An 18,697-nucleotide genomic window follows, 5' to 3' on the forward strand; every position below is an offset into this window, starting at 1 on the left:
GCAGCATAGTATTTTTGGAAATTTAAATTGGTAAAAATGGCAGCAACGTGCGAATGATACGTCGCAGGCGCAAAAGTTGTACAGCTTCTCTCACCTGCGCAGAAAGCGGCGGAGTCACTTGACGACTTTGTAATTGAGCTTGTAATTCTGCATATTCTGCCGCACTCAGTCGTTTGCCATCAATGGGCGATCGCGCTTCTGTAATAATCTCTGTTCGTAAAATCTCTTCTGGTATATCCTCTGGAGGTGGTAAAGCCAACGCCGTAGAAGCGTTCCATCCGAAGAAAAGACTTACACTAGCACCCACACTGAATTTATTAATCGCTTTCAGCATAACTATTGACTGTTTTCGTGCTTACAGTCGCTCGAGGAAATTTAACTTTCTCAACTTATCAGCACGATGTTACGATCCTTGTCAAATTTCAATTCTTATCTTGTCGAGTCTTCTCAGCACCAAGTCAAATTCAAGATTTATAACTTTATTCTATTGAGAATTATTTAAATTGTTTGTTTTTTAAATCAAATAACTTTTCCGCAGTTAGTTAGCTGACAAAATAAAAAAGCACTCTCCTGCAAAGAAGTCATAATTATCGGCACAAGGGATAAATGCTGCTACCGAAAATAGACGTTTGCCTTTGTAGGAGAGAGCATAGCTTGAATCGACGAAAAGTGAGTTTTTAACTACTCTAGATGACTAGGGAGATGGAGATGGAGATGGAGTTGCAGCCGGATCTGTAGCAGGAGCTTCTGGGGCAGCACCAGGTGCTGTATCGCCCGTGCCTCCAGGACCACCTGGCTCGCATGCTCCCAAGGTAGTGGCGAGCAAGCCTAAAAATAAAGCAAAACCAAGGATTTTTTTGTTCATAACTCCTCTTTCACCAATGACAGCAAATAATCTGCTCGTTGATTACAATACCGCATTTGTTGATTTTTTTTACAGAAGTGCAATTTTGACTGCATTAGCTTGATAACTTATCACTTTGGTGATACGTCGTCTTCTTTCTTAAGACAGAGCTTTTCAAGCGGTGCTTATCTAACTCTATTCAAGTCTATTCAGTACAAGCTTTAAACCAATACGGTAGCAATCACATCGTAGATGCTCTGATCGTTTGAGAACGAAAGAAAGTTATCTAAATGATACGATGAGAGCGACTCGCAGCTTTTAGTAGCTAGCGCTCTCAATACCCAACTAGCTTTCAATTCAGTAATAAATTTATGCGTGCTGCTTATCAATCGAGTGTAACCAACAATCAGCGAACAAACGCTTTGAAATCGACATCTGCTGCACATACAAGCGATTCTCATCGCCGAGTGCGACCTACAGAAAACTTCTCCCAAAAAACGACAATTCGCCATCAAAGCGTGCCGATTTTACCCAGTGCCAGAAAACCTCACTGGTTAATTCGCCTCAGCATTTTGCAACGCAGTTCTACTGTAGTGCTTTTTTTCTTGCTCGCGACAGTACTCGCACTCTATAGCGGAACAATTTATTCACAGCGAAAATGGTATCAATCATACCAAAAGCGAGAAAATTTACAACGTCAAGAACGGCAGTTCACAACAGCAATTGAAGTGTTGAAAAATAAAATGGCGCAGCAAGCTGAGCAACCTGAAACAGGTTTACTTCCTGCCGATCCCACGCAGGCGATTTTCTTGAAATCAGCACCCCAACGCCCCGCACGCTCCGCAGAAACAATTGTATCTGCAACTTCAGTGACGACTCGTAAAAGTCCTCATACTTCAGCTCCTATAGGTTATTAAGCACAGGTAAACGACGAGTGCACAGTACATCAAGAATGTTTGTCTCAATTTAGAACTTACGTGAAAACTCGCTTCCTTAGCGATCGGACATATGCGGATAACATTTAACGCAGCACTAGCGCTATGCTAGTGCGATCAATTTTTTACAAACTGCGTAAGTTCTGTATCATTGATTCTGCTTACCCTCGTCTTTTCGACTTGAGTATAGTTAACAACTTAAAACTTGCCCTATGCCTACTTCAGTTCCTCCTGGCTCTAGCTTTGACCGCAAGCGTCGTAGAGTCACAACTATGGACGCACCACGCCAATCAACTCGGCAAAAAACTAAGAAACGACTGAGTCAACCGTTAAAACGTTCTTCAGTACCGTATTTTCGGTTGCTTTTAGTGTGGGGTGTATTGCTGGCTGGTGGTTTAGTGCTAGCGGGGAACTTGTATCATCTCCAAGTTGTGCATTCTTCAGCTTTACTAAAAAGAGCGCAACAGCAACAGACGACCTATGTACGTCCTTTTGTGCCTCGCCGTCAAGTCGTTGACCGCAACAATAATGTGTTAGCAATTGATCGTCAGGTGTACACGCTGTACGTACATCCTAGGTTATTTAAGAGTGTCGCAGAAGCTGAAGAGGTTGCTCAGAAAGTAGCTGAAATTATCAGTCGTCCGACCATCGACGTTGTTACTTCATTCGTAAATGGGTACAACAATAATCGCAATCGAGGTATTCGAGTCGCGTCAGCTTTATCAGAAGAAATTGCAGATAAGCTCAAAAACCTCAAAGCAAACGGTTTAGACTTGGTTCAAGAGTCCTCGCGGTTGTATCCTCAAGAAACGGTTGCTGCTGACGTTGTTGGCTACGTCGATCGAGACCATCGCGGTCAAGCAGGGGTAGAGTATAGTCAACAACAGTTACTCGAACGCTCAGCAGAACCAGTCAGGTTGCGCAAAGCTCGTCATGGAGAATTATTGAGCGCTTACGTTCCTGAAGGCTTTGTCCACCGCGATGAAACAAAACTGCAACTCACGATCGATACCCGACTGCAACGCGCTGCGCGCATCGCCTTGCGCGAACAAATGCAAAAGTTCAACGCCAAGCGCGGTGGCGTAATTGTGATGGACGCACAGGATGGTTCTATTCTAAGTTTGGTTTCTGAGCCTTCTTACAATCCCAATGAGTATTTCAACTTTGAGCCTCAGTTTTTTAGAAACTGGTTACTGGCAGATCTTTACGAACCAGGCTCGACCTTTAAGCCGATAAATATCGCGATCGCACTCGAAGAGCAAGTTATTAAACCCAACGATGTCTTCCCCGACCCCGAAGTCATTAAAGTGGGTGGTTGGTCGATTCGCAACGCTGAGAAAGAGAGTAATGTTGCCCTATCAATTACCGGAATTTTGCAACACTCCAGCAATGTCGGCATGGTACAAGTGATGCAACGCCTCAAACCCGACGTGTTCTATAGCTGGCTGCAAAAGCTAGGCTTAGGAAAAGCTGTCGGTATCGACCTCCCCTTCGAAGCTCGAGGTCAACTGAAAAATCAAGCCAAGTTTGTTACTTCCCCGATTGAACCTGCAACCGCTTCGTTTGGTCAAGGATTTTCACTAACACCTATTCAGCTAGTGCAACTTCATGCCGCTTTAGCGAATGGCGGCAAACTCATCACGCCTCATGTTGTACGCGGGTTAATAGATAATCAAGGTCAATTGCAATGGCAGCCTAAGTTGCCACAGCCCAGAGCAATTTTTTCGCCACAAACAACGCAGACTGTCGTCAAAATGCTAGAAGCCGTCGTTCTTGAGGGTAGCGGCAAAGCCTCACAAGTGCCAGGGTACCGCATTGGTGGGAAAACAGGTACAGCACAAAAAGCAAACATCGGCGGACGTGGCTATCGGCGCGGTGCCGTGATTACAAGTTTTGTCGGCATGATGCCTATAGAAGCACCTCGTTACGTTGTTTTAGCTATCGTTGATGAACCCAAAGGAATTGCCTACGGCTCAACCGTCGCAGCACCTATTGTGCGATCCGTCATGGAATCGCTCATTTCAATTGAACGAATTCCCCCCAGTCAACCTATACCTGCGCAAGAGAGCAGACAAGCAGAGGAGTAGAGGAGCAAAGGAAGAATAGTGGTTTTTATATAACTCACCACTCATCACGCATCACTCAAAACCAACTCCTTTAATGTTGTCCGCTAGACTAAGCAGTAGGTAGCAAATATGGTAGCTCGCTATGTCTAACCGCCTTGCCCAAGCTCAAAGCCTTTACTTGCGCAAACACGCAGAAAATCCAATTGATTGGTGGACTTGGTGTGATGAAGCCTTGGCAACAGCAAAAGCACAAAATAAACCGATATTTCTCTCGATTGGCTATTCGAGTTGCCACTGGTGTACGGTCATGGAAGGAGAAGCATTTTCAGACCCAGCGATCGCCGAATATATGAATGCTTACTTTCTCCCGATCAAGGTAGACCGCGAAGAACGCCCCGACCTCGATAGTATCTATATGCAAGCGTTGCAGATGATGGTAGGTCAAGGCGGCTGGCCTTTGAACGTTTTTATTGCGCCTGACGATCTCGTCCCATTTTACGGCGGGACTTATTTCCCGGTTGAACCACGCTACGGACGTCCAGGATTTTTACAAGTCTTACAAGCGATACGCCGCTACTACGACACCGAAAAGCAAGACTTACTCGCGCGTAAAGCCGCAATTTTAGAAGCAATTCAGCAAAGTGCGGTATTACCTAAAACGCAGCAGGCGGGCGAAGACCTACTCAAAAAGGGAATTGAAACCAACGCTGGTGTGATTACACCGCACGATTACGGTACGCAATTTCCCATGATTCCTTATGCTGACTTAGCGCTACGCGGCACTCGGTTTAACACCTCCACTTGGCGCTACGATATTCCGCAAGTGTGTCAGCAGCGAGGCTTAGATTTAGCATTAGGCGGTATTTACGATCATGTCGCGGGAGGATTTCATCGCTATACCGTTGACCCGACGTGGACTGTGCCGCATTTTGAAAAGATGCTTTACGACAACGGTCAAATCGTTGAGTATCTCGCGAATTTGTGGAGTCGTGGCGTCCAAGAACCAGCAATCGAACGCGCGATCGCTTTCACAGTTCAATGGCTCAAACGCGAAATGACAGCGCCTGAAGGTTACTTCTATGCTGCCCAAGATGCTGATAGTTTTACCAACCCCAACGCAGCTGAGCCAGAAGAAGGCGCTTTCTATGTCTGGAGTTACCGCGATTTGCAGCAAATTCTCTCATCAGATGAATTATCGGCACTCGAGCAACAATTTACCATTACCCCACAGGGCAATTTTGAAGGGCAAAATGTCTTGCAGCGGCAACACTCAGGTCGGTTAAGTGACCTTGTAGAACAAGCCTTGTCAAAGCTATTTGCTGTTCGCTACGGTACCACACCCGAATCGTTAGACGCCTTTCCACCTGCTAGAAATAACCAAGAAGCAAAAACACAAAATTGGTCAGGACGGATTCCCCCAGTTACCGACACCAAAATGATAGTAGCTTGGAATAGTTTGATGATTTCTGGGCTAGCACGGGCGCATGCTGTCTTCAAAAAATCCGAGTACTTAGACATTGCACTAGCAGCAGCACGTTTTATTTTGAATCGCCAGCGCGAAAATGGACGCTTTCATCGGCTCAACTATGAAGGTCAAACGAGTGTCATTGCGCAGTCAGAAGATTATGCTTTGTTTATCAAAGCGTTGTTAGATTTGCATCAAGTGATGCCACAAGACGCAAATGCGCAACAATTTTGGTTAGAACAAGCGATCGCCCTGCAAGCAGAATTTGATGAATACTTGTGGAGTAGCGAGTTAGGCGGATACTACAACACTGCAAGTGATGCCAGTCGCGATCTCATCGTCCGCGAACGAGGTTATGCAGATAACGCAACTCCCGCAGCCAATGGAGTCGCGATCGCCAATTTAGTACGGCTAGCCCTCCTTACCGAAAAGCTGAGTTATCTCGACCGAGCCGAACAAGCGTTACAAGCTTTTACTAGCGCCATGGATTCTGCGCCTCAAGCTTGCCCAAGTTTGTTTACCGCTTTAGACTGGTATCGTAACTGCACGCTATTGCGGACAACGCCAACGACGTTAGAAATTGCTCTCACCAAGTACTTACCCGCAAGTGTTCTCAATGTAGCAACTGATTTACCTGCATCAGCAGTCGGCTTAGTTTGTCAGGGCTTAACTTGTCTTTCCCCTGCCCGTACTGCAGCTGAGTTATTTGAGCAAGTCGAGCAAAGTCAAGTGCGGAGTTTATAGGTAAGGTCGTGCCTTAACTCGTACTAGTAGCTGCGCCGGGAAGCACTCTTAGAAAAATTTTCTCCCGCGCACCTCATACCCTAACTCATTCATCTTCTCGATAAAATTAAGAAAAGCTAAGATCACGAGCAAATCTAGAATGATTCCTATTGTTATTGAACAATCAGGTCGCGGCGAACGTGCTTTCGATATTTACTCTCGATTGTTGCGCGAGCGGATTATTTTTTTAGGACAGCAAATCGATTCCAACTTGGCAAACTTAATCGTTGCCCAACTTTTATTTCTCGATGCTGAGGACTCTGAAAAAGATATCTACCTGTACATCAACTCTCCTGGAGGTTCGGTGACAGCAGGAATGGGAATTTTTGATACAATGAACCACATTCGCCCTGATGTTTGTACGATTTGTACAGGACTCGCGGCGAGTATGGGCGCGTTCCTGCTGAGTGCTGGAGCTAAAGGTAAGCGAATGAGTTTGCCAAATGCTCGGATTATGATTCACCAGCCATTAGGAGGCGCGCAAGGACAAGCAACAGATATCGAAATTCAAGCTAGAGAAATTTTGTATCACAAGCGGCGTCTCAACGAGTATTTAGCTGCCCATACCGGACAACCAATCGAACGAATCGAGCAGGATACAGAACGCGACTTTTTTATGTCTCCAGACGAAGCTAAAGACTACGGATTAATCGATCAAGTCATTAACCGTAGCGCTGTTGGAAATCGCCCTGTAGCAGTTTTAAGCTAGTTTAGGTGAGATCGTCTTGTGGAGAAGGCTGGGATTCCAAATATTGCAGGAATTCCAGCAGTTCTTGATGCGTGAGCGAAGTCCGTTTTCGTTTATTGTAGGTTTGGAGGAGATAATCTCTTCCTTTTTGCATGCTCCATTTGAGACGCTTCATCTCATCTCCCGTTTTCGCCAGCAATTCTAAATAGTCTTGGAATTCGACAACTTCGGTTTCGGTTAAAAATTGGCGCGATCGCTTTTTATACGTTCGTTCTAAATACTCGCTTTCGTGCTCAGCACTCCAACCTAACCGCTTGAGCAAAACATCAATTTTGAGCAGCGCGTCTGATAAATCTATCGGCGAACCGCCCATTATCATATCGGCTGCGGTTTCTAGCTGAAACTCTTGGCTTTGCGAGCGATTAAGCGGTGTCACATTATTCCAGCGATGTTGATTGTCGCTGTCTGAATTTATGTCGAGGTTTAACTCGGAGTTCGTCACTTTTGCAGGCGGGTTTAAAGCGACGCGATCGCCTTCAGAATTAACTGTTGCCGATCCTGATTGTGGTGCAGGTGATAAATTGGATAATATCGCTTCAGATTGTTGAGAGGGGGTGGTATCCGCCGCCGCAGGTAACATCAACACTCGCAACGCGCGCTCGCGGGCTCGATCTTCCGCAAGTTCAATGGTTTCGGCTGCTGCCATGCCTGTAACTTTGGTTATGCCATCGACGTGCGCGGCTACTCGTACGACAAATTTCCCTTGGTGAATTTCGATTAACTCGGATAAAAGATTGCCCGTTGGATAGCGAGCAAAAAATAATTGTGCCAACATAACGATAATTAACCTACTGCTTGAGGTAGGATTGAATTGCAGGTAAATTCATGCAGTGAAACGGATTCAATTAACTTTTTTACCCGCGTCCACTGCTTGCAAGCATTACCCTATTTACTATTGTATTTGGGCGATCGCGCGAAAAACCCTTTGCCTAAGTACGCTTCTTATTTAAAATATAGTAGGGTTCACTCGCTTGGTGTCCGCTTACTGCTGAAGTTCGCGTTACCAATTCTACAAATAAGGTAATGATTTTCAGTGGTAGTCTCACTAAATTCGTAATTACAGCCTAACGAACAGTGACTTGTCTCTAATCAAGTACCGCCAACTCACGTTGCAGTTAGGGTTGCTTGCTATCTGTCGATCGGTTCTCTGTAGGTATTGCGGATGCGAATAACAAGTACATTGTTGTAGCATCCAACACGTGAAATACCTACTTTAAGTCGCGACTGTACCTGCAGTTCCTCATTAAGAGGAATTGTAAAACCACACAGGCAATTGGGCTGAAGGTGGTAAGGACACTGTATTTATCAATTTAAGATAGAACGACTGTAGTTTGTTCTTGAGTTCCCTGAATGCTACTACAGTTATGTAGGCAAAAATACATGACACCAAAGACAACACAAATAATTTTTTGACCAAAGGTCGGTTTTTTCAATGGAATTTTCAATCGCTACACTACTTGCGAATTTTCATGATGATAAATTAGTCGCAGCCAAGGTACTAGAGAAAAAATTAGATTGTCTCGAAGAAACGTGTCTAACAAAGTTACATATTGCCTTGGAAGTCCTCGAAAAAATTGGCATCTTAGCTAAAGAACGCGGCAAGTATCGCCGGATACCCGAAGAAGGCGTTATCGAAGCGAAACTCCGCTGTTCGAGCAAAGGATTTTGCTTTGCGATTCAAGACGAAGAAGGTGCAGAAGATATTTACATCCGCGAAAGTCATCTGAGTACAGCGTGGAATGGCGATCGCGTTTTAGTACGACTCACAAAAGAAGGTAGCCGCCGTCGCAGCCCTGAAGGGGAAGTACGCTTAATTCTAGAACGGGCAAATCACAGCTTACTCGCGCGGCTAAAGCAAACTGAAAAAGGCTTTCGCGCAGTGCCTTTAGATGACCGATTATTATTTGAAATTGACTTAGTACCTAGCGAACTCAACTTGGCAGAAGCAATCGAACACTTGATTCATGTCGAAATTTTACGCTATCCGTTAGGACAGTCACCGCCACTCGGTAGGGTAGTACAAGTTCTCGGCGGTAGTGCAGAAGCAGCTGCGGATATTGACTTGGTTTGCTGTAAGCACGATTTACCACGCGGGTTTAGCGAAAGCGTACTCGCTGCAGCTGCGAACTTGCCAAGTCAGATCGTCAAGACAGAGATTAAACAGAGGCTCGATCTGCGATCGCTACTTACAATTGTCATCGAAACTCAAGAGCGCGCTGATGCCGGGTGTATCGAAAATGCGCTGACATTAGAAAAAACTTCTGAAGGTAGGTGGCGCCTAGGGATTCATACAACCGATGTCGCGCATTACATCCTGCCAGAGTCCCCGTTAGATAAAGAAGCCCTCAAGCGGGGTAGCAGCGTTTACTTGCGCGATACCGTACTACCACTGTTTCCCGAAGCTGTCCAACAACGGTGTTCGCTCGTAGCAGGTAGCGATCGCTTAGCGATATCTGTACTGCTCACTCTCGACTCGAATACAGGACAAATCGTCGAGTACGAGATTCAACCTACGGTGATTGCGGTCGACCAACAGCTCAGCGAACAACAAGTACAAGCAATTATCAACGCACAGCAAACAGCATTGAACGGTCAACAAGAAACTAGCCAGACGGCAGATGAGTTACCAACGAATATTGTGGAATTGATCCACCAGCTATTGGCAATTAGTCAAGCAGCCCAAACTCAAAGACACCAGCGCGGTAGCTTTGAACTCAAACTACCTCAAGACGATTATCCGCACTACGATGAGGGAATGCTCGGAGTTGTCAAAGCCGAAAATTCACCAGTCAAATCGTTGTTAACCGAGCTACTGCTGTTAGGAAATCAAGCGATCGCGCAACACCTACAAATCCTAGAAGTTCCCGCAATTTATCGCAGTCAACCAGCTCCGGATGCAGAAGACGTGCAGGAGACGATCAAGTTAGCAAGCAACTTAGGCGTAGAATTGCAACTTGAACAAGAAGATACAATTTCACCGGCGGACTTTCAAGCGTTTACCGAGCAGTTTGCGCAAGTCCCATCAGAGCAAGTCCTCACGTATCTTTTGCAAGCTACGCTCAAGCAAAGTGTTTACAGTGTTACACCCCAACCGCATTTTGGTTTAGCACTTCCTGTTTACGCGCGGGGCAATTCTCCTTTATGGCGGTATGCTGATTTACTGCTACAGCGCGTGTTACATTTATTGTTCGAGCAAGGACGCGATCGCCGCACGACTCGCGCGAAAGAACGGGTAAACCTGCGCCATAGTTCAGCGCACGGTAATATTACTTGGAATGTCTTACCGCCAGACATTCAGCAAGAGTTAGAAACCGAACTCGCTCGACTTGTCGTGCAGCTCAACGAGCGCGAAAAAGAAGTGCAAGAAGCCGAAGCCGATCTCGCCGGGCTACAAAAAGCACAGTTAATGAAACAGCGTACGGGAGAAGTTTTTCAAGGGCTGATCACCGGGGTGCAATCCTACGGCTTTTTTGTCGAAATTACCGTTCCAGATGCTAGCGGTAAACAACTGCGCGTCGAAGGTTTAGTTCACGTAAGTTCGCTCAAAGATGACTGGTATGAGTATCGCGCACGGCAACAAGCGCTGTTTGGTCGCAAAAGCCGTACTGCTTATCGCTTAGGCGATCGCGTCGCTGTACAAGTGAAAAATGTCGATTACTACCGTCAACAGATTGATTTAGTCACAGTCAATGGTGATGTCAATGGTGATGTTGAAGGCGATTTGCTTCCAGATGAGAGTTTACTAGAAGATAACGACGACGAGTTTAATTCTGATACGGAGGATCTCAATTCCGATTCAGATTTTTACCTTGATGATGAGGAGTAACCCCAATAATCTTGTGTCTAACCACTCACCCCTGATCTTAGGAGTTTCTGGAGCGTCTGGATTAATTTATGCCGTTCGCGCGCTCAAGTTTCTCTTGGCAGCTGAATACACCGTCGAACTTGTGGCTTCTAAATCAACATACATGGTTTGGCAAGCCGAGCAAAATATCCGAATGCCTGTGGAAACTTTACAGCAAGAGCAATTCTGGCGACAGCAAGCTGGTGTAGAAACGCAAGGAAAACTCCACTGTCACCATTGGGGCAATGTGGGAGCTAGTATTGCCAGCGGCTCGTTTCGTACTCTCGGTATGGTAGTGATCCCTTGTAGTATGAGTACTGTCGCCAAACTTGCAGCGGGTCTAAGTTCAGACTTGCTAGAACGAGCCTCTGACGTGCAATTAAAAGAAGGACGCAAGTTAGTCCTTGTGCCGCGTGAAACGCCTTTCAGTTTGATTCACTTACGAAACTTAACAGCACTTGCTGAGGCTGGTGCCAGAATTGTGCCAGCGATTCCAGCTTGGTATCATAAACCACAGACAATTGAAGATTTAGTCGATTTTGTCGTCGCGCGTGCGTTGGATCAACTCAACATTGATTGTATTCCGATTCAACGATGGCAAGGACGTGATTGAGAAGGGTCAGGGTCGAAGCTCGGAGGAGAAAGTCGATCTTCTGAGGTGAAAATAGAATGGTATGGCTAATCGTCAATATAATTAAAACATCATCGAGGCTTAAAATCATTGTCTTGTAAAGTTTGTTTAATGATGGAAACCTCAGATACGCATCTATTTGCTGCTCTAAGTTCAGGTAGCATTCCTGACCTCTGACCCCTGACCCCTTAAACACGCCAAAACTATGCCTGTTTTGCGACTACTTCTGTTGCTGGTGGTGCTGGGAGGACTAAGTTTGTTACTGTTGCAAAACTGGTCCCCCGTCCTACCACTTGTCTTTTTGGGCGGGCGATCGCTAGCGCTACCATTAGCTGTTTGGATTTTGCTCAGCATTGCTGCTGGGGCGCTTTCCGCGTTACTTATCGCGGGATTATTCAAAATGTCAAACTATTTTGCCCAAAGTCAAGTTAAACGCCGCAGCATTGGCGATCGCACTCCACCACGTCCAAATCAACGCACTGTCAAGCAAGAATATACAACAGCAGCAAGTGCTACTTATTCATCAGCAGCGGCATCGACAACAAGCGATCCAATTGATGATTGGAGTAGCGATAATACCAAAGATGAAGATTGGGACTTTGAAGAAAACCCAACACCGCCAGGGAACTTTCGTCCAGAATCAACAATCAATGACTCTAAAACCTACGAATTCAGTCCTGATTCTTCTAAAACTAATCCATCAAGTTCTGTATACTCCTACAGTTCTAGCGAACCACGCAATACCAGTGTTGGTAAAACTGAGTCAATTTACGACGCTGACTATCGCGTTATTACACCACCTTATGGCAGTCGTAATACAACTGATGAGGATGACGAAGATTGGGGATTTGAGGATGACGAGTTCGATGACGAAGATGACAGTAATTCGCCTCTACGATAAAGCTTGTCTGTTAATAATGAAACTCGTCAAATCGCCATCGCGATCCTAGAGACTTTTAATTTTCTTTAAGTAAGCAAAATTTTTTTAACATTACTTAGGCGATCGCCCTAGGTACATTGTTCAATTGCCGCGTACCCGAACCGCTCGCGCGATTCTTGCTTAACCTTACCAGCCATTGCAGCTTCTTGCAATGCCATAAAAGCATTAAGATCCTCTAAGTCGTAGCGGGTTGTGAGTAATTGTCGCAGTTGTTCCTCTGTTTCAATCGTTAAATACCCTGTTTTCAGCGTTTTTTGCACTAGTTCGCGAATTAAAGCCATACGATTAACCTCATCCATAATATCTGAAGGGTAGAACTACCTACAAGCTAGTGACGAATCCAAGTCATTCATTGCTATTCAATTTAGGCATAGTAGCGTTGACAGCTTGAGTCATCAAAGGTTGATATTTTGACAGTACGGTAAGCTTTACTATCGTTGTGACGTACAACACTTAAGAAAGTTTCAATATCAATTAAGTCAATGAGAAGTTAGTTATCTGTAATCTATCACCTTGCCATCGTTATGTAAATCATTGTAGTAGCGCTTTTTAGCATTTATAAAAATAAAACACACTGTTATTATCTAGCAATAGAAATTAAGAGTTAATGAAAAACTACTCTTGAAAACAAAGCAAGTAGTGTCAAAATTTACAACGGCGGAAAAACTCTGAAATTGAGAGCAACTGTACTCGGATTGAGGTTTAACAAAGGAAAGCTACCGAACTGCTATAGACAAATCTTTGTTTAGATGATTACTTTGCTGTTATAATTAGGCAGAAATTCTCAGCATTTTTTATCAAAAACGTAGTAGCAGCAAGGGGAGAATTCATCTATCAATCTTTAAGTACATCACAGCAACGTCGAATCTTCAAATTAGGGACTTCGTTAAAATCCAAAATTCGAGTCGTGTAGCTCAACTGCGAGAAAAAGCTGGATATCGATAACTTAGGTCTCTACGCAACTAGGTACTATCTATCGTCACAATACCCAAACGAGATTGAGGAGAAGTGAACAGTGGGCGCTTTGTTGAGCTTCGGTGGAACAGCGTCCGCTGGATAAAAGCGGTTAAAGAACTGAATGTCATTTTCTAGTTGATTGCTACCCTGCTAACCCTCTATTTGTTGAAATTGCTACAACTGTAATTCAAGATTCATTTGCTAGTAGTGAAAGTCTATACAACATCAAACTTACAATCCGCTCTTGTCTTCGACGCTTCAATATTAGAACTCTGGGAAGCGATCGCTGGTTGGCAATGAGGCAACGCTAGTAACTACTATAACCCGCGCACCGAAAGGGTTTTGTGCCTTAAAACGCTAAATAATTAAGCGATCGCATTTATCAAGGTCAGAGAAATTACCAAGATATTTCTATAGCGCAGTTGGCTAAGTAACAAACCATAGAGAGCATAGAAAAAAGAAAAAAAATTATATTACAGTTTTAGTGTTATTTTTAGTAAGTGACTGAACAATAGTATTGTGAACAAATCAAATAGGCAAAGCAGTGTATTGAAGGGCGTCAACTTATACTTGATTGGCATGATGGGTACGGGTAAAACAACCGTAGGACGTGCCTTAGCAAATAAGCTTGGCTATAGATTTGTTGATACGGATGAAATTATTACCCAAGTCACGCAGCAATCGATTAGTCAAGTGTTTGCAACGAGTGGAGAAGCAGCATTTAGGCAAATAGAAACTCAAGTGTTAGCCAAAGTTTGTGCATATACGCATTTAGCGATCGCGACAGGTGGTGGTATTGTTCTGCAACGCGAAAATTGGAGTTATTTGCACCACGGTTTAATTGTCTGGCTGGATGCGCCAACAGAATTACTCTACACCCGCTTAAGTGCTGATGAAACTCGACCTTTACTTCAAGGTACAGGTGACTTGCGATCGCAGTTAGAAACTATCTTGCAACAGCGACAGCCGCTTTATTCACAAGCCGATCTCCGAGTTATCGTGACTTCTGAAGAAACACCAGAACAACTTGCTACAAGGATACTACAAGAGATTCCGCAAGTTTTGAAACCGCCCCGCACAATGCCACAACCATAATTTTAGATTTCAAATTGTTGCAATTGAGATTGTTGCGAGACACAAATTCTTTTAAACTGCTGTGCATACTTTTTGCTTTATAAAAGCTACTCATGTTTAACGATAGCGAATACATTGGAGAAACCGAAGCTACCCGCGTCCGAGTGCTGAGCGAAGCACTACCTTATATTCAACAGTTTGCCGGAAGAACTGTTGTCGTTAAATACGGTGGTGCAGCAATGAAAGATAGTTCACTTAAAAATAAAGTTATTCGCGATATTGTATTTTTATCTTATGTAGGACTAAGACCCGTTGTTGTTCACGGTGGTGGACCAGAAATTAATAGCTGGCTAGATAAGTTAGGAATTGAGCCGCAATTTAGAAATGGCTTGCGCGTCACCGATGCAGCGACAATGGATGTCGTGGAAATGGTGTTGGTTGGTCGCGTCAATAAAGAAATTGTTTCCCTAATCAACCGTGCTGGTGGTTCGGCGGTGGGATTGTGCGGTAAAGACGGTAATTTGATTAAAGCACGTCCCCAAGGTCAAGAAGGAATTGGCTTTGTCGGAGAAGTCACTAACATGGACGTGAATATTTTGGAGGCGTTAGTTAAAAATGGCTACATTCCCGTTGTGTCAAGCGTTGCAGCCGATGAAACAGGTCAAGCTTACAATATTAATGCTGATACTGTTGCAGGCGAGCTTGCTGCTGCATTAGGTGCAGAAAAGTTAATTTTGCTGACCGATACACCAGGAATTTTGAAAGATTACAAAGATCCTTCGAGCCTACTGCACAAGTTAGATATTCAACAAGCGCGACAACTTATTGCGCAAGGTGTTGTTAGCGGTGGGATGATTCCAAAAGTGAATTGTTGCGTGCGATCGCTTGCGCAAGGCGTCCATGCTGCGCATATCATTGATGGTCGAATTCCCCACGCTTTGCTACTAGAAATCTTTACCGACAGTGGTATTGGTTCAATGATTGTCGCGTCAGAGTTTATGGGGTAAACGAAGAATTAGTTTTGAGTTGTGAATTATAAAGACTTGTTTCAACTCAACATGCAAATATCATTTACAATTTTCCTACTCTGCCTTTAAGGGAAAATAATAACGCCTGATGGTACTCGGTTGAAACGCCGATATCCTGAATTGAGAATGACTGGATTAATTAACGTTGAATCTTGAATTTGGGGATTTACTAAAACAGGATTGATCAACGTAGAGTTAACTACTGTACCACTTCTCCTTGTCGGCGTAGAACTCCAAGAATTTATTGGCGCACGACGCACAGAAATTCCAGTGACAGGATCTACAGGCATAGGAGTTGGAATCGGGCTACCATAGATGAAGGAACTGACATTCTGCGGTTGACTAACACTGTAAGAAGGCACCCCTTGACCAATAAATACTGACTGCGCCGCAACTGGTGTTGGTGGTAGTGTCATTAACGCTGCACCAAACAATATAGATGTTATGGCACTACCTGCCCTCAATGTTTTTTGATGAATCATAAGTTTATTGCCAGTAAGTGTCACTAAGTTTTAGGTATAGCCAACTTGTAGCAATGTTTAACTATATACCTCTGTTACAATTCTATCGGTTTTACTAACGAGAGATATAAATAAGTAAGCAAAAATAACATATCATCAAGACTGGTAACTAGTAATTGGTCATTAGCAAGAATATTTATTACCTGTTACCTATTACCACTGCAAATCATGCGTCCGAACGCCCATTAGCCTATATAAACTACGTCAAAATAGCGCCACCCATTAATTTTTGATAGCGATATTCCAATTCAGCTTTCATCAAACGCCAGCGTTCTAAAGTCGCATCAATTTCGATGACTTTCTCTGCAGCTGCTCTTGCTAATTCTAAAACTTCTTGATCTTCTACAAGACTTGCTAAAGTAAAATCTGGTAAACCTGATTGTCGCGTTCCTAAAACCTCTCCAGGACCGCGAAAACGCATATCCATCTCTGAGATAAAAAAGCCGTCCTGCGATTGTTCTAACACTTTTAAGCGAGATATTGCAGTCTCTGCTTTAGAATTACTCATCAAAATACAGTAAGATTTTGCTGCACCCCGACCAACACGCCCGCGTAATTGATGCAGTTGTGATAAACCAAAACGTTCAGCATTTTCAATCATCATTACTGTTGCATTGGGTACATCAACTCCTACTTCAATGACAGTTGTTGAAACTAAAATTTGTGTTTGATTGTCACGAAATTGATTGATAGCGGCGTCTTTATCCGCTGAACTCATCCGACCATGAAGTAAGCCTACTTGATATTGCGGAAAAATGCTTCCTTGTAGTCGTTGATGTTCTTCTACCGCAGCGCGTACATCGAGTTTTTCCGATTCTTCTACTAAAGGTAAAACAATATAAGCTTGGCGCCCTTGCGCAATCTCGCGGTTAATTAAATCATAAGCGTGAGTGCGCTCTTTTGCTGATAAAACTGTTGTTTGAATTTGTTGTCTTCCTGGTGGAAGTTCGTCAATTTGACTCACGTCTAAATCGCCATGCAGTGTCAGCGCGAGGGTACGGGGAATGGGAGTTGCGGTCATTGTCAAGACGTGGGGTGATTCGCCTTTTTGCTGTAACTGCGCCCGCTGTCCCACACCAAAGCGATGTTGTTCGTCAATGACCACTAAACCTAAGCGCTGAAAGTTGACTTTTTCTTGAATCAACGCATGAGTACCAACTAAAAGCGGTAATTCGCCGGTTTCGAGTTGCGCGTGAATTTGGCGGCGCTTAGCAGTTTTTGTTGAACCTGTCAACAGTTCTACAGGTAAATGTAATAAATTAAACCAACTGACTAACTTGCGATAGTGTTGTTCTGCGAGTACTTCGGTAGGAGCCATTAACGCTGCTTGATAGCCTGATTGAATCGCCGCTAGGATGGCGACAACAGCAACAACAGTTTTCCCTGACCCCACATCACCTTGTACCAAGCGATTCATCGGTACTGGTTTTTGTAAATCATCGAGGATATCGTTAATGACTCGTAATTGAGCGTTAGTGAGTTGAAAAGGGAGAAGTTGATAAAAACTATCAATAAGTTGCCCTGTACGCGTTAAAACAGCACCATTTTGAATTTGCCGTGCTTTGTGCTGGCGTTGGAGTAAACCAAGTTGTAAGTAGAAAAATTCATCAAAAACTAAGCGACGCCGTGCAACTTCTAACGATGTACTATCTGCGGGAAAGTGAATATTGGCGATCGCTGCTTTTAATTCCATCAAACCATACTTATCGCGCAGGCGAAAGGGTAGTGGATCTTTAAGATGGACGCACGCAGGTAAAGCCGCAGTCACCGCTTTGCGTACCATATCTGCACCTACGCCTTCCGTTAAAGCATAAACTGGTACGACTCGACCGATTGTTAACGAATCGATGGTATCTCCTGGATGTGCTAAAACTTCGATTTCAGGATCTTCTAAGGTTAAACCGTATTTGCTTTCTTTAACTAGCCCAGAAGCAGCTACGACTGCACCCACAGGGTAGCGGCGTTTTTGCTGTTCTTGCCAACCGCGATGACTATATCGCGCCCCTGCAAAAAAACGACTAATCCGAATTTGACCAGTGCTATCTTTTAAAACAAGTTCTAAGATCGTTAATTTAGGGTTTCGCGGGCTATTAAAGCAAGTACAGCGCTTGACTGCGCCTAGTATCGTGACTGTTTCACCTGCTTGCAGTTCTTTGATGTTGACTTGTCGCGCGTAATCGATGTGGTCGCGGGGATAATAAAATAAAATGTCGCGTACTGTATACAAACCAAGTCTTGCTAAGTAACTACCTCTTCTTACTCCTACTTCGGGTAAGCTTTTGAGTGGCTGCTCTAAACTTGGTGCGATGTGGATTGCGGCTTCTGTTGGTAGCGATCGCGTTACAGGTGTTGTCGGCGGGAGTTTTGTTTTTGTTGAGTATAGCGATCGCTCTTTTTGAGTTGACTCGGTTGCGACATTTTCCCCGCGCTGATATCGTTGTGTATGATAGATACATCTTCGTGCTTCAGCAACTAGGTGTTGTCGTTCTTCTAGTGGCAATTCGGGATATTTGGCAAATTGTGCTGCAATTTCTTGCCATCGCCGACGCTCTTCCAAAGGCAAAGTCACTGGAGGCTTACCAAAACTGAGACAGAGAAACTCACTAAAGCGATATTGCTTGCCTACTAAATCAGCAAAGCCGCGTTCGGCTTCTACTGCCAAAGCTTTTTGCAATCGCCCTAAATCTAGTGATTCTGTCATATTGCAGGGGTCAGGGATCAGAGGTCGGATTATAAGTTCTTGATGTTGAATGTGTTGAGATAAAAAGTAAATTTAAAACTCAAAACTTTAATGGTGTTTTAAATTTACTTCTATTACTATAAGTAATTGGCTGCGCCGGAATCGCCTAATCCCCTTTATA

General features: G+C 44.2%; 15 protein-coding genes. 9 read left to right on the forward strand and 6 right to left on the reverse strand.

Annotated elements, in window-relative coordinates:
- Window positions 1-22: 22 nt before the first annotated feature.
- Window positions 23-334, reverse strand: coding sequence for a hypothetical protein (locus B1A85_RS00135; RefSeq protein WP_104544929.1), 312 nt, complete (start codon window positions 332-334; stop codon window positions 23-25).
- Window positions 335-694: 360 nt separating this feature from the next.
- The gene (locus tag B1A85_RS23765; RefSeq protein WP_168192319.1) at window positions 695-865 is read right to left on the reverse strand and encodes a hypothetical protein; all 171 of its coding nucleotides are present in this window, start codon (window positions 863-865) and stop codon (window positions 695-697) included.
- Window positions 866-1,215: 350 nt separating this feature from the next.
- Between B1A85_RS23765 and B1A85_RS00140 the strand changes: the two genes are divergently transcribed.
- The 4 genes from B1A85_RS00140 (at window position 1,216) to clpP (ending at window position 6,802) form a co-directional block, all read left to right on the forward strand.
- Window positions 1,216-1,761, forward strand: a complete 546-nt coding sequence (locus B1A85_RS00140) for a hypothetical protein (protein WP_104544930.1) — start codon at window positions 1,216-1,218, stop codon at window positions 1,759-1,761.
- A gap of 230 nt (window positions 1,762-1,991) precedes the next feature.
- Window positions 1,992-3,866: a penicillin-binding protein 2 gene (locus B1A85_RS00145; protein WP_104544931.1), complete on the forward strand. Its 1,875-nt coding sequence runs from the start codon at window positions 1,992-1,994 to the stop codon at window positions 3,864-3,866.
- Between the two features lie 121 nt (window positions 3,867-3,987).
- Window positions 3,988-6,054, forward strand: a complete 2,067-nt coding sequence (locus B1A85_RS00150; protein WP_104544932.1) for a thioredoxin domain-containing protein — start codon at window positions 3,988-3,990, stop codon at window positions 6,052-6,054.
- Window positions 6,055-6,175: 121 nt separating this feature from the next.
- Window positions 6,176-6,802 (forward strand): ATP-dependent Clp endopeptidase proteolytic subunit ClpP, encoded by a 627-nt coding sequence (gene clpP, locus B1A85_RS00155; RefSeq protein WP_256387432.1) that lies wholly within the window; start codon window positions 6,176-6,178, stop codon window positions 6,800-6,802.
- Between the two features lies 1 nt (window position 6,803).
- On the opposite strand, the gene B1A85_RS00160 is transcribed toward clpP, so the two are convergent.
- Window positions 6,804-7,616, reverse strand: a complete 813-nt coding sequence (locus B1A85_RS00160) for a hypothetical protein (RefSeq protein ID WP_104544934.1) — start codon at window positions 7,614-7,616, stop codon at window positions 6,804-6,806.
- A 657-nt stretch (window positions 7,617-8,273) separates the two neighbouring features.
- Here B1A85_RS00160 and B1A85_RS00165 point away from each other — a divergent pair.
- From B1A85_RS00165 to B1A85_RS00175, 3 genes are all read left to right on the forward strand, one after another.
- The gene (locus tag B1A85_RS00165; protein WP_104544935.1) at window positions 8,274-10,667 is read left to right on the forward strand and encodes a ribonuclease R family protein; all 2,394 of its coding nucleotides are present in this window, start codon (window positions 8,274-8,276) and stop codon (window positions 10,665-10,667) included.
- Complete coding sequence (locus tag B1A85_RS00170; RefSeq protein ID WP_371681626.1) at window positions 10,657-11,298, forward strand: flavin prenyltransferase UbiX; 642 nt, start codon at window positions 10,657-10,659, stop codon at window positions 11,296-11,298. Before B1A85_RS00165 ends, B1A85_RS00170 begins: the two co-directional genes overlap by 11 nt.
- Window positions 11,299-11,521: 223 nt before the next feature.
- Window positions 11,522-12,217 (forward strand): LapA family protein, encoded by a 696-nt coding sequence (locus B1A85_RS00175; RefSeq protein WP_104544936.1) that lies wholly within the window; start codon window positions 11,522-11,524, stop codon window positions 12,215-12,217.
- Between the two features lie 107 nt (window positions 12,218-12,324).
- On the opposite strand, the gene B1A85_RS00180 is transcribed toward B1A85_RS00175, so the two are convergent.
- On the reverse strand, window positions 12,325-12,537 hold the full coding sequence (locus B1A85_RS00180; protein ID WP_104546250.1) for a hypothetical protein: 213 nt from the start codon (window positions 12,535-12,537) through the stop codon (window positions 12,325-12,327).
- Window positions 12,538-13,732: 1,195 nt separating this feature from the next.
- Between B1A85_RS00180 and B1A85_RS00185 the strand changes: the two genes are divergently transcribed.
- Together B1A85_RS00185 and argB are read left to right on the forward strand one after the other, a co-directional pair.
- Window positions 13,733-14,308 (forward strand): shikimate kinase, encoded by a 576-nt coding sequence (locus tag B1A85_RS00185; protein WP_104544937.1) that lies wholly within the window; start codon window positions 13,733-13,735, stop codon window positions 14,306-14,308.
- Window positions 14,309-14,400: 92 nt separating this feature from the next.
- Window positions 14,401-15,294, forward strand: coding sequence for an acetylglutamate kinase (argB, locus tag B1A85_RS00190; protein WP_104544938.1), 894 nt, complete (start codon window positions 14,401-14,403; stop codon window positions 15,292-15,294).
- An 86-nt stretch (window positions 15,295-15,380) separates the two neighbouring features.
- On the opposite strand, the gene B1A85_RS00195 is transcribed toward argB, so the two are convergent.
- Window positions 15,381-15,797 (reverse strand): hypothetical protein, encoded by a 417-nt coding sequence (locus B1A85_RS00195; protein ID WP_146087120.1) that lies wholly within the window; start codon window positions 15,795-15,797, stop codon window positions 15,381-15,383.
- Between the two features lie 238 nt (window positions 15,798-16,035).
- Window positions 16,036-18,537, reverse strand: a complete 2,502-nt coding sequence (recG, locus tag B1A85_RS00200) for an ATP-dependent DNA helicase RecG (RefSeq protein ID WP_104544940.1) — start codon at window positions 18,535-18,537, stop codon at window positions 16,036-16,038.
- Window positions 18,538-18,697: the final 160 nt, after the last annotated feature.

The organism is Chroococcidiopsis sp. TS-821 (assembly GCF_002939305.1).
GTDB lineage: Bacteria > Cyanobacteriota > Cyanobacteriia > Cyanobacteriales > Chroococcidiopsidaceae > Chroogloeocystis.